The 11421-nt window shown below is 62.5% G+C and carries 12 protein-coding genes; 8 read left to right on the top strand and 4 right to left on the bottom strand.

Going from position 1 to position 11421, the window contains the following annotated elements; all coding sequences use genetic code 11:
- The first annotated feature begins 70 nt into the window (after positions 1–70).
- On the top strand, positions 71–523 hold the full coding sequence (locus Q1L50_RS13035) for a hypothetical protein (protein ID WP_300339424.1): 453 nt from the start codon (positions 71–73) through the stop codon (positions 521–523).
- A gap of 21 nt (positions 524–544) precedes the next feature.
- Here the strand turns inward: Q1L50_RS13035 and Q1L50_RS13030 are convergent, their stop codons facing one another.
- Positions 545–1165 carry a pyruvate kinase gene (locus tag Q1L50_RS13030; protein WP_300339443.1) on the bottom strand — a complete coding sequence of 207 codons (621 nt, stop codon included), beginning with the start codon at positions 1163–1165 and terminating at the stop codon, positions 545–547.
- Between Q1L50_RS13030 and Q1L50_RS13025 the strand changes: the two genes are divergently transcribed.
- On the top strand, positions 1091–1345 hold the full coding sequence (locus Q1L50_RS13025; protein ID WP_300339422.1) for a hypothetical protein: 255 nt from the start codon (positions 1091–1093) through the stop codon (positions 1343–1345). The two genes, Q1L50_RS13030 and Q1L50_RS13025, sit on opposite strands and share 75 nt — an antisense overlap.
- Before the next feature lie 168 nt (positions 1346–1513).
- On the opposite strand, the gene Q1L50_RS13020 is transcribed toward Q1L50_RS13025, so the two are convergent.
- Positions 1514–1852 carry a hypothetical protein gene (locus Q1L50_RS13020; RefSeq protein ID WP_300339421.1) on the bottom strand — a complete coding sequence of 113 codons (339 nt, stop codon included), beginning with the start codon at positions 1850–1852 and terminating at the stop codon, positions 1514–1516.
- Positions 1853–2011: 159 nt separating this feature from the next.
- Between Q1L50_RS13020 and eno the strand changes: the two genes are divergently transcribed.
- A complete protein-coding gene (gene eno / locus Q1L50_RS13015) occupies positions 2012–3430 on the top strand; it encodes a phosphopyruvate hydratase (RefSeq protein ID WP_300339419.1) in 1419 nt (472 codons plus the stop codon).
- A gap of 60 nt (positions 3431–3490) precedes the next feature.
- On the opposite strand, the gene arsJ is transcribed toward eno, so the two are convergent.
- Positions 3491–4789, bottom strand: coding sequence for an organoarsenical effux MFS transporter ArsJ (gene arsJ / locus Q1L50_RS13010; RefSeq protein WP_300339418.1), 1299 nt, complete (start codon positions 4787–4789; stop codon positions 3491–3493).
- 20 nt (positions 4790–4809) lie between these two features.
- Positions 4810–5820 (bottom strand): ArsJ-associated glyceraldehyde-3-phosphate dehydrogenase, encoded by a 1011-nt coding sequence (locus Q1L50_RS13005; RefSeq protein ID WP_300339416.1) that lies wholly within the window; start codon positions 5818–5820, stop codon positions 4810–4812.
- A 267-nt stretch (positions 5821–6087) separates the two neighbouring features.
- Here Q1L50_RS13005 and Q1L50_RS13000 point away from each other — a divergent pair, with 267 nt between their 5' ends.
- From Q1L50_RS13000 to Q1L50_RS12980, 5 genes are all read left to right on the top strand, one after another.
- Complete coding sequence (locus tag Q1L50_RS13000; RefSeq protein WP_300339414.1) at positions 6088–6411, top strand: metalloregulator ArsR/SmtB family transcription factor; 324 nt, start codon at positions 6088–6090, stop codon at positions 6409–6411.
- Positions 6408–7460: an ACR3 family arsenite efflux transporter gene (gene arsB / locus Q1L50_RS12995; protein ID WP_300339413.1), complete on the top strand. Its 1053-nt coding sequence runs from the start codon at positions 6408–6410 to the stop codon at positions 7458–7460. Before Q1L50_RS13000 ends, arsB begins: the two co-directional genes overlap by 4 nt.
- A gap of 149 nt (positions 7461–7609) precedes the next feature.
- A complete protein-coding gene (gene fbaA, locus Q1L50_RS12990) occupies positions 7610–8683 on the top strand; it encodes a class II fructose-bisphosphate aldolase (RefSeq protein WP_300339412.1) in 1074 nt (357 codons plus the stop codon).
- Between the two features lie 176 nt (positions 8684–8859).
- Positions 8860–10566 (top strand): diphosphate--fructose-6-phosphate 1-phosphotransferase, encoded by a 1707-nt coding sequence (locus Q1L50_RS12985; RefSeq protein ID WP_300339410.1) that lies wholly within the window; start codon positions 8860–8862, stop codon positions 10564–10566.
- Positions 10567–10929: 363 nt separating this feature from the next.
- Positions 10930–11130 carry a hypothetical protein gene (locus tag Q1L50_RS12980; RefSeq protein WP_300339408.1) on the top strand — a complete coding sequence of 67 codons (201 nt, stop codon included), beginning with the start codon at positions 10930–10932 and terminating at the stop codon, positions 11128–11130.
- Positions 11131–11421 lie beyond the last annotated feature (291 nt).

The raw sequence follows: 11421 nt of genomic DNA, 5'->3' as shown, positions 1-11421 counted from the left end.
CCGCGCAAGCGGCAGCGTTCATCAGCGTTCATTCTTCGCGGCTGCGCGTGCCACCTGCGTACTGGCGCTGATGTTACTCATCTTGCCGCAGGTACTGACCGGCTGCGCTCATCTGTCGTCGCCGTCCTTGATTTCGCTGGACGGTTCGCCGATCGATGAGCTATCGCAGGTGGCCAGGGTCAGTCTGGATTCCCGGCATCCTTTGCTGCTCCAGGGACTCGACGGGCATCCGCTGGCTACCACCCGAATCCCGAATATTCTGGCGGCCGAGGTCTTCGTCCTCGGCGGGGGACGGCACACCTTGTGGGTCAGCAGCGTTCCCTATGGCCACCCGCTCCTTCCACAGCGAATATCCTGCTACCAGATCGATGTGGCGCTGGACCGAGGTGCCGCCTACGTACTCGTCGAGGATCGAGACCGGGGCCAGGCATTGGTGTTGCGCGACGATACCGGAGAGCCGGTGGCGAGCGGCAGGCTGGTCGATCGGCCGTGGGTTTTCGCGAGGACCTGCCGCTGGGAATGACGCGCCGGCCGCCAGCGGGTTTCAGATCGGCGTTAGGCGATAGTCACGGCGCTGATCCGCGGCGCTCTCCGGGATGCTCAGCCGACGCAACATAGCGGTCTTCTTCTCGTGGTGTGCTTCCATGCGCCTCAGCGCGTCGCCCAGGAAGGTCAGCGTTTGAACGATATGCGGACCCTTGTTCAATATCACGCTTTCGGCGCGGGTTCCCATCGCTGCATCGGTCACCTCGGCGCGCGACGGCATGCCGCCCTTGGCCAGCGACTCGAGCACCTGGGTGGCCCGAATTACCGGGATATGCGCCGCCTCGCACAGCCAGAGAATTTCCTCCTGCACCTCGGCGAGGCGTTCGAAGCCGACTGCCACACCCAGGTCACCGCGGGCAAACATGACCGCCGCCGTCGAGTGCCGCATCACCGCCAGCAGCAGGCCTGGCAGGCGTCGAAAAGCCTTCTGCGTCTCGATCTTGAGGACAACGCCAAGGTGCGAGGCATCCAGCCGATCGAGTGCGGCGATCAACTCTTCGATGTCCCGCGGCCGCTGCACGAAGGACATCGCCACCAAGTCTGCATGGCGGGCGACGAAAGCAAGAGCCTCGATATCGGCGGCACCCAAAGCCGGCAGATCGAGTTCGCTATCGGGCAGGTTGATTGCGCTCTGCGCATGAAGCTTGGCTGCTGCGGTTGCGGCGTACGTGATTTCAAAGTGGGCAACGGGGATCTGGCATCACTTCCCGGATCGTCCCCGAAATTCTGCCGTCGTCAAAGAAGATTCTTTCGCCTTCGCGAACACTCGAAAAAGCCGCTTCGAGAGAACATCCCATGAACGCTGCTTCGACAGTGCTTCCGTCTTCATCACAAACCGCGCTCCTGCCCGGTTCCGCGCCGTTGACCAGCTCGAGCGTGTCGCCGACCCGGAGGAGGAGCGCTTGCGGAGGCGAAGGCAGCGTTCCGACAACCGCTGTTGCCACGTTATTTCGGTGGCGACGCAAGGTCAGTTCAAGAGCGCGCCCGCGGCCCTGACCGTGTCCCGGTGGCCTGAACATCTGCAAAGAGTCGCGTGCCGAAAACCTGCGGTGGTCAGCAGCGCCAGCGCGTAGCGGCGAAAACGAGGACTGCCACACATGCAACTGCCAATCGCATTCGCCAGCCCGCCGTGCGAACAGGAATCGCAGACCAGAACATGGTCGGCCTCGGCGAACACAAGATTAATGCCATAGACATGCCCACCTTCAGGTCGAGGCCAAGCCGAAAAGAACCGCTGCGAACCTTCGGCCACGCCCGCCAGAGCACGCGTGCCAGCGTCCGCATGTCCCCATTCGGCGGCACCCATCGCCGTTTCATCGCCGAACGCTCGTCAATCGCCGGAATCCCGGCCGATACCGGCGTTTAACTGCTGCCGGTCATTGCACCCTGTGATCTGTATTCGGTATGATCTCCGGGAGAAGTTACCGCCGTCGTTTCCACCAAACCCCTCCCACGGAGTCCCATTATGGCAAAAGCCGAAAAAGTCAAGAAATCCGAAAAACCCAAAAAATCTGCGAAAGAACAGAACACCGAACAAGCCGAAGCCGTCTCCGAAAGCCCTGTCGTCAGCCCAACCTTTGTCAAGATCACCAAGGTCGTCGGTCGCCAGATCCTCGATTCACGAGGCAACCCGACCGTCGAAGTCGACATCACTCTCGACAACGGTTTCATGGCTCGCGCAGCGGTCCCATCGGGTGCTTCGACCGGCGAATTCGAAGCCTGCGAGCTGCGCGACGGCGACAAGAAAGTCTATCTCGGCAAGGGTGTAACAAAGGCTGTGACCGCGGTCAACACCAAGATTGCCAAGCTGCTCAAGGGCAAGAACCCGCTCAACCAGCGCGCACTCGACGAGGCGATGATCGCCCTCGACGGCACCGACAACAAGTCCAACCTCGGCGCCAATGCAATTCTCGGCGCTTCGATGGCGATCACCTTGTCCGGCGCCAACGTCAGCAAGCTGCCGCTGTGGAAGTACATCGGCAAGATTCATGCCAATCGCGATTTCTGCCTGCCGACCCCGATGGCCAACATCATCAACGGCGGCAAGCACGCCGACAACCTGATCGACTTTCAGGAATTCATGATCATGCCGATCGGCGCCCCTTCCTTTTCGGAAGGCCTGCGCTGGATCACCGAGATTTTCCACGCCCTGAAGAGCATCCTGAAGAAGGGCGGCCATGTGACGGCGGTCGGCGACGAAGGTGGTTTCGCCCCCAACCTGACCAACGACCAGTCTCTTGAAGTGATCATGGAAGCGATCGTTGCGGCCGGTTACAAGCCCGGCAAGCAGATCGGCATCGCGCTCGACTGCGCATCTTCCGAGCTCTTCGACGAAGGCGGCCGCCAAGGGTACAAGTTCTGGAAATCGAATCCGGACAAGCTGTTCACCGACGACGAGATGATTGCGGTGTATAGCGACTGGTGCAAGAAGTACCCGATCGTCTCGATCGAGGACGGTCTCGACCAAAGCGACTGGGAAGGCTACGTCAAGCTGACCAAGGCCCTCGGCGAAAAGGTGCAGATTGTCGGTGACGATTTCTTCGTTACCAACCCGGTGCGCCTCAAGCAGGGTATCGACATGAAGGCGGCCAACGCGATCCTGATCAAGGTCAACCAGATCGGCACCGTCACCGAGACGCTCGACGCCATCAAGATGGCACAGAAAGCGGGCTACGGCGTGATCTCGTCGCATCGCTCGGGCGAGACCGAAGACGCGTTCATCGCCGACCTCGCGGTCGGTACCGGTGCCGGCCAGATCAAGACCGGTTCGCTGTCGCGTACCGACCGCATCTGCAAGTACAACCAGCTGCTGCGCATCGAGGAGCAACTGGGCAGCAAGGCCGTTTACAAGGGTCTGAAGTCGATCAAGGGCGCTGGCTTCTGATCGACTATCCGGCACAGCAGGGACAAAGGCATCGCGAGGGCGGTGCCTTTTTCGCGTTCGCTATTCGCCCAGGTCGCCGAGTTTGATCGGCTTGCTGCGCTGACCCGAGTGGCGCGGCAGCAGCAGCGACAGCAGGCCTGCAGCCAGAACGAACGCCGACGACGCCCACAGGCAGGCGACCAGACCATTGCTTGCGCCGCTTTGCACACCCCACTGGTACAGGGCACCCGAGAAAACGGTGCCAGCCAGGCGACCCGAGGCGTTGGCCATGTAATAGAAACCGACGTTCATCGCCACCTTGTCGCTGTCGGTGTAAGCCAGGATCAGGTACGAGTGCACCGCCGAGTTGAGCGCAAAAACCACCCCGAAAACAATCAGCCCGGTCACCACGACAGGTGCCGGCGCTACCCCGGCGCTCAAGGCCACGGCGATTCCCGCCGGCAGCGCGGCGAGAACGAACGCCAGGACGGTCGCCGTCCGCCCATCGGGTTCGCGTTGCTCGTCGACGCGGCTGCGCAGCAGGCGGGGCGTTGCCGCCTGGACGATGCCATAACCGATGATCCACACCGCCAGAAAGCCGCCGGATTGCCAGAAGGTCCAGCCGAGCACGCTCGACAGAAATACCGGCAGGCCGACGACGAACCACACGTCACGGGCACCGAAGAGGAAAATGCGCGCCGCGGCCAGCTTGTTGACCGAGGCGTTGCGCGAGAAGACCTGTGAGAACCTGGCCTTCTTGTTGGCTTGGCCAAGACCGCCACGCATCAGCAGCGCGGTGACCATCAGCGTGGTGCCAACCAGTACGACCAGCAGCTTGAGCGCCGTCTGGAAGTCGAGCAGGGTCAGCAGCAGGCCACCGAGGAAGAAGCCGACACCCTTCAGCGCGTTCTTCGATCCGGTCAGGATCGCCACCCAACGGTACAGCATGGCCGACGAATCCTCGGGGACGATCAGCTTGACGGCGCTCTTCGAGCTCATCTTGGTCATGTCCTTGGCAATCCCGCTCAAGGCTTGAGAAAGCATTACCCAGGCAACGACCAGCCAGGACTGCGGCGCGAAAGCGAGCATCGACAACGCCACAAGCTGCGTGCCAAGCCCGATGAACAAGGTGGTCTTGAGCCCGAAACGGGCGCCGATGTAGCCGCCAAACAGGTTGGTCAGGATGCCGAAGACCTCGTAGAAGATGAACAGCGAGGCAACCGCAAAAGGTGTGTAGCCCAGATTATAGAAATAGAACAGGACCAGCATGCGCGTCGCGCCATCGGTCACCGTATCGGCCCAGTAAGCGCCGGTAACCAGCACGTAGTTGCGCAAACCGGCGCGCGACGCGTCGCCCCTGGCTGCGGTTGGATCGCTCACGGCTCTCCTCCAGGGTCGGTCTAGAGCGACCCGGCTAGCTTGCGCGCCAGCTCGGCGTAACGATTGGCGTAACCCCACTCGTTGTCGTACCAGGAGTAGATCTTGAGCATCGTGCCGTTGACCACCAGCGTGTGCGCGGCGTCAACGATCGACGAACGCGGGTCGCCGAGGTAGTCGATCGAAACCAGGGGCCGCTCCTCGTAGCCGAGGATCCCCTTCAGCGCGCCTTCGGCAGCCGCCTTGAACAGGCCATTGACCTCGGCCGCGGTGGTCGGCCGCTGCATCTCGAAGACGCAATCGGTCAGCGAGGCGTTGAGCAGCGGCACGCGCACCGCGTGCCCATGCAGTCTGCCCTTCAGCTCGGGGAAGATCAGCGCGATCGCCGTCGCCGAGCCGGTGGTCGTCGGCACCAGCGACAGACTGGCTGCGCGCGCGCGGCGCAGGTCCTTGTGCATCTGGTCGTGAACGACCTGGGTATTGGTCGAGCTGTGAATGGTTGTGATCATCCCGTGCGAAATGCCGATTGCTTCATGGACCACCTTGACCACCGGCGCCAGGCAGTTGGTGGTGCACGACGCGGCGGTGACGATCTGATCGCGCGCCGGATCGTAGAGATGATCGTTGACCCCCATGACGACGTTCAGCACGTCGCCGTCCTTGACCGGCGCGGCGACGACGACCTTTTTCACGCCGGCCGCCAAGTAAGGCGACAGCTGGTCGACGGTGCGCCACTTGCCGCTGGCCTCGAGGACGATGTCCACGCCGGCGTCGCGCCACGGCCCGCCGGCGACATCCCGGGCGCTGCTGTAGCTGATCGACCTGCCGTCCACCAGCATGCACCCGTCGCTGACCGAAATGTTATGCCGCCAGCGGCCCTGCACGGAATCGAATTCGAGCAGGTGCGCCGCGGACTCCACCGGACCGTTGGCTTCGTTGATATGGACGAACTCGAGTTCCGGATAGTCCCACGCCGCGCGCAGTGCCAGTCTGCCCATGCGACCGAAACCGTTGATGCCAACCTTGATAGCCATTTTCGTTCCTCCAGGGGGTGATTGAAGCCCTGCCGGGTGCCGGCGAGCCGACCATCGGCACCCGGAACGCAACATGGGCCTGCTAGACATTTCCATATTGCTAGAATTCTCGAATCATGTAAACCCATCTGCGGCGAGTGGCGAGAGTCGCCCGGGGAAAACCAGGTCGGAAGCGGCCCGGCGCGGCGCCACCGTCGGAACCCGTGAATACTGCGGCGATCGGCAAACGCTTTGCGGCGTCGGCGATATTTCGGTATTGTTGGAAGAATGAATAATACCAATGCCGTTACCGCGCTGGCCGCGCTGGCGCAGGACAGCCGCCTCGCCATCTTCCGACTGCTGGTCCAGCACGCCCCCGCCGGACTGACCGTCGGGGTGATCGCCGAGCAGCTTGACCTGCCCGCGCCGACGCTGTCGTTCCACCTCAAGACGCTGGCCCACGCCGGTCTGGTGAGCACCGCCCAGGAGGGACGCTTTGTCCGCTGTCACGCCGAGATGGGCAGAGTCGACGCACTGATCGGCTTCCTGACCGACAACTGCTGCGGCGGCCATCCCGAGATCTGCAAAGCACAGGAAGCGGCGGGCGAATGAGCTTTTTCGAGCGCTGGCTGACGCTGTGGGTATTTCTGTGCATCGTCGCCGGAACGACTCTCGGGGTCGCGACGCCAGAACTGGCGCAGGCCGTCGGCGGCCTTGAAGTCGCCCAGGTCAACATCCCGGTCGGTGTGCTGATCTGGGTGATGATCATTCCGATGCTGATGAAGGTCGACTTCGAGTCGCTGTATCAGGTGCGGCAGCAGAAGAGCGCCATCGCGATCACGCTGTTCGTGAACTGGACGGTAAAGCCGTTCTCGATGGCGCTGCTCGGCTGGCTGTTCATTCGCCACCTTTTCGCCCCTTTTCTTCCCGCAGCGCAGATCGACAGCTACCTCGCCGGACTGATCCTGCTTGGCGCGGCGCCGTGCACGGCGATGGTCTTCGTGTGGAGCAACCTGTGCCGCGGCGACGCCAATTTCACGCTCACCCAGGTGGCGCTCAATGACCTGGTGATGGTCTTCGCCTTCGCACCGATCGTCGCCCTGCTGCTCGGCGTCTCGGCGATTCCCGTTCCCTGGGACACCTTGCTGCTGTCGGTGGTGATGTACATCGTCGTGCCACTGGCGATCGCGCAGTTCGCGCGTCACCGGCTCCGCCAGCGCGGCGAAGCGGCTCTCCAGCGCGCACTGGTGAGCATCGGACCGTTTTCGATCGCCGCGCTGCTGGCGACGCTGGTGCTGCTGTTTGCCTTCCAGGGACTGGCGATCATCGAACAGCCACTGATCATCGCCATGCTGGCGGTGCCGATCCTGTTGCAGGGCCTGTTCATCGCCGCCCTCGGCTACGGGCTCAACCGGAAGTTCTGCGTGAGCCATGCCGTCGCCGGCCCGTCGACCATGATAGGCGCATCAAACTTCTTTGAACTGGCGGTAGCGGTGGCGATTGCCCTGTACGGCTTCGATTCCGGAGCCGCGCTGGCAACCGTCGTCGGCGTCCTGATCGAGGTCCCGGTAATGCTCTGGCTGGTGCGCGTGGTGAATCGCAGCAAGGTCTGGTACGAGGCCGGTCTGAGCCACCCGGAGCCGCTTTCCGGGACGCACTAAGCGGCAGGACCTGAGCCCGCAAGGGTCGCGCAAGCGGTGCTTGACGAGTCGCGGCTCGAACGGGATACTTCTAGTGAACCGGTCAACTTCAGTGGCCGTTTTCCCCCGTTTCCGCACCCTCCCGACCAACCGAATCTGGACAAGAACTCATGAATGCAAAAAGCATCAAACCGGGTGTCGCCAGTGGCGACCAATTGCAGGCGATCTTCGAACTGGCCAAGGAAAAGCAGTTTGCACTGCCGGCCGTCAACGTCATCAACACCAGCACCGTAAACGCGGTCATCGAAACCGCCGCCGAACTCAAGTCGCCGGCGATCATCCAGTTCTCCAATGGTGGTGCGCAGTTCTTCGCCGGCAAGGGACTCGACAATGCCGGTCAGCGCGCTTGTGTTGCCGGCGCCGTCTCGGGCGCCGTGCATATCCACCAGATGGCCGAACTCTACGGCGCCACCGTCGTGACCCACACCGACCACGCGGCCAAGAAGCTGCTGCCGTGGATCGATGGCCTGCTCGACGCCGGCGAGCAATACTTCAAGACGCACGGCAAGCCGCTGTACAGCTCGCACATGCTTGACCTCTCCGAGGAGCCGATCGGCGAAAACATCGAGATCTGCAAGCGCTACCTCGAACGGATGAGCAAGATGGGAATGACCCTGGAGATCGAATTGGGCGTTACCGGTGGCGAGGAAGACGGTGTCGACAATTCCGGCGTCGACAGCTCCAAACTCTACACCCAGCCGGAAGACGTCGCGCTGGCCTACGAAGAACTGTCCAAGGTCAGCGATCGCTTCACCGTCGCCGCTGCCTTCGGCAACGTGCATGGCGTCTATAAGCCGGGGAACGTCAAGCTGCAGCCGGTGATCCTGAAGAATTCGCAGGAATACGTGCAGAAGAAATTCGGCACCAAGGCACACCCGGTCAACTTCGTCTTCCATGGCGGTTCGGGATCGACCCTTGAGGAAATCCGTGAGGCGATCTCCTACGGCGTCGTCAAGATGAACCTCGACACCGACCTGCAATGGGCTTTCTGGGAAGGCGTGATGGGCTTCTACAAGAAGAACGAAGGCTATCTGCAGGGCCAGATCGGCAACCCCGAAGGCGATTCCAAGCCGAACAAGAAGTACTACGATCCGCGCGCCTGGTTGCGCAAGGGCGAAGACTCATTCCGGGCCAGGCTAACTCAGGCATTCAAGGACCTGAACAATATCGGAACCCTGGCCTAAGCAAGCGCTGAGGACACCGAAACGGGCTGGCCCAGGTGTCCCTGGGCTGGCCCTTTTTTGTGCCGGCCAAGCCCCTGCAAGCGAGCTTTGACCGCGGCGCCGCAGCGCCTGCCCGAGCAGCGGCGCGGCGCCGCCCTCCTCCCACAACACCCTTCTTGCAAACCGAGGATCCAAGCATGAGCACCCTGGTAGAACAGTTAATCAAGACAGAAGCGCACAAGTCAATTTTCGAGTCCGCCGTACGCCAACTTCCCCTGCCGGTCTGCACCGCGTTCGGCTCGTCGGCCAACCCGCAGCCGGTCAGCTTCAGCGCCAGCGAGCGCGTCCTCAGCACCAAAGACAGTGACGCCGTCGCCAGGCAGTTCCCGCAATCCGTCGCCGCCTCGGGCAATGTCGTTCTCACCTCCGCCGGCAGCAGCAGCGCCAAGGTCCAGGGCAAGCGGGTCGCCGTCCTGTTCTCGGGCGGTCCTGCCGCCGGTGGCCACAACGTGGTCTGCGGTCTCAAGCGCGTCCTCGGCGCCGGCAACACGCTGTTCGGCGTCAAGGCCGGCCCCAAGGGTCTGCTGCAGGGCTCGCTGTTCGAAATCAGCGACGCCGACGTCGACTTCATCCTGAACACCGGCGGCTTCGATTTCCTCGGTTCGGACCGCACCAAGATCAAGAGCGACGAGCAGTTCGCGCAGGTCCGCGAAACCTGCATCAGGCACAATCTCGACGCCATCGTCGTCGTCGGCGGTGACGACTCGAACACCAATGCCGCCGTTCTCGCCGAGTCGCTGTACACCGGCGTCAAAGCCGACGGCTCGGGTGTGCAGGTGATCGGTGTGCCGAAGACCATCGACGGCGACCTGCAACTCGGCGACCTGCTGTCGATCTCCTTCGGCTTCGATACCGCGACGCGCATTTACAGCGAAATGGTCGGTAATATCCTGCAGGACACCAGTTCGTCGCTGAAATACTGGCATTTCGTCAAACTGATGGGGCGCTCGGCGTCGCACGTCGCGCTCGAGGTAACGCTGCAGACCAAGCCGGCAATCGCCATCATTTCCGAGGAAGTGTCGACCCGGAAGATGTCGCTGGCCAGCATCATTGACGGTATCGCCAAGGTCGTCGTCGACCGCTCGCGCCGGGGAATGAACTACGGCGTGCTGCTCGCTCCCGAAGGGCTGATCGAGTTCATCCCCGAAATGAACGCCATGATCGCCGAACTCAACGACGTCCTGGCGCATGAAGCGGCCGCTTTCGCGGCGCTGGCCGACGACGCCAAGGCGACTTTCATCGAGAGCAAGCTGAGCGCCGACAACGCCCGCCTGCTGGCGTCGCTGCCGCACTACATCGTCGACATGCTGCTCGCCGAGCGCGACTCGCACGGCAACCTGCAGGTCTCGCTGATCCCGACCGAACAACTGCTGATCGACATGACCAGGGCTCGGGTCCAGGAACTCGACGCCAAGGTACCGTTTGCTGCGCACAGCCACTTCCTTGGCTACGAAGGCCGCTGCGGCGCGCCAACGCTGTTCGACGCGGCGTACACCTTCAACCTCGGGCTGACCGCCGGTTCGCTGATCCTCGACGGCCGCAGCGGCTACATGGCGACGATCACCGGGCTGACCAGCGGCGGCACGCCGCAGGCGATCCCGCTCGCCGGCCTGCTGAACATCGAGCGCCGCCACGGCCAGGACGAGTTCGTGATCGAGAAGGCGCTGGTCAAAATGGAATCGCTGGCGATGCAGTTCTTCGTCTCGCGGCGCGACGAGTGGGCCAGGCAGGACCTCTTCGCGTCACCCGGTCCGCGCCAGTTCTGGGGCCCGACCACCCACCAGCAACCAATCACCGTCGCCCTGAACTCCGGGTCGGACTCGCTGATGTTCAAGATCGGCTGATCGCGTCTCCCTCAACGAAAACATCGGGCCATCGGGTAACGATGGCCCTTTTTTTTGGCATCCGGGATGGGCCGTGGGCACTGCAACGCCGCAGCCCGCCGGCCGGTGCCGCTGATGACCGCTTCAGCGCCCGGGTCGCGACTCGCTGACGCGACTTTCACCTTAACGGGAAGCCTCCGGTGTGCACTAATTCCTTCCAGGAATCCGGCAATTCCAGCCAGACTTGGTGCATTAGCCAACGGTGCGTCTTCGCCGTCTGGCCGATGACTCTGGCGTAAGCAGCGGGCGCCGGAGCGGCTGACATGCCGCTGGAAAATCTGGTGCGCCCGCTCGACGTACGAGTCGGGCGTCATGGAGGATGAAATGAAAGTGATGATGGTTGTCGAAGGCAACGAATGCGCTTTGCGTATCGAACCCGAGGATGAGGAAGGCCGGGCGCTGCTGTCTGCCTTCGGGATAAAGGGCGCTTTCCAGACGAGGCGTGGATTGGCCGCCACACCAATGGCCCTCACTCCGGCTCAGGTAGGGGCGTTCTGCGAGGGCACGCCTGTCGAGATCGACTGAAGGCGCCCCGCCAAGCCAGGCCCTGCCGGTTGGCTGAACTGACGAGCAGTGGCGTCGACGACAGTTGCAGGAGAAGCGCTCGGCGCGACACTGCTCGCCAGCGGCTGCTCAACTGCAGAGGGCAAGCAGCGGGACCCCGCGCCTGCATGTGAAGCTCGCTGGCGGGCAAATTCAGATTTCCTGATCCCGGCCGGGAATGTAGGTAGAATTCCGGAATTGCGAGTAGCACTTTATTTCGAAGGCCATAATTTTCGTATGGCATAGACCAAGCGTCGCTAGGAGTGCAAGGAG

Origin of the sequence: Accumulibacter sp., assembly GCF_029255145.1 — a bacterium.
Classification (GTDB): Bacteria; Pseudomonadota; Gammaproteobacteria; order Burkholderiales; family Rhodocyclaceae; genus Accumulibacter.
The sequence above is the reverse complement of the archived record's forward strand: the minus strand, read 5'-3'. Positions and strand labels throughout refer to the sequence as shown.

Coding starts and splice junctions, on each gene's coding strand:
- Q1L50_RS13035 (WP_300339424.1), top strand. CDS start 71: ATGTTACTCATCTTGCCGCAGGTACTGACCGGCTGCGCTCATCTGTCG.
- Q1L50_RS13025 (WP_300339422.1), top strand. CDS start 1,091: ATGGCGGGCGACGAAAGCAAGAGCCTCGATATCGGCGGCACCCAAAGC.
- Q1L50_RS13020 (WP_300339421.1), bottom strand. CDS start 1,852: ATGGGTGCCGCCGAATGGGGACATGCGGACGCTGGCACGCGTGCTCTG.
- eno (WP_300339419.1), top strand. CDS start 2,012: ATGGCAAAAGCCGAAAAAGTCAAGAAATCCGAAAAACCCAAAAAATCT.
- Q1L50_RS13005 (WP_300339416.1), bottom strand. CDS start 5,820: ATGGCTATCAAGGTTGGCATCAACGGTTTCGGTCGCATGGGCAGACTG.
- Q1L50_RS13000 (WP_300339414.1), top strand. CDS start 6,088: ATGAATAATACCAATGCCGTTACCGCGCTGGCCGCGCTGGCGCAGGAC.
- arsB (WP_300339413.1), top strand. CDS start 6,408: ATGAGCTTTTTCGAGCGCTGGCTGACGCTGTGGGTATTTCTGTGCATC.
- fbaA (WP_300339412.1), top strand. CDS start 7,610: ATGAATGCAAAAAGCATCAAACCGGGTGTCGCCAGTGGCGACCAATTG.
- Q1L50_RS12985 (WP_300339410.1), top strand. CDS start 8,860: ATGAGCACCCTGGTAGAACAGTTAATCAAGACAGAAGCGCACAAGTCA.
- Q1L50_RS12980 (WP_300339408.1), top strand. CDS start 10,930: ATGAAAGTGATGATGGTTGTCGAAGGCAACGAATGCGCTTTGCGTATC.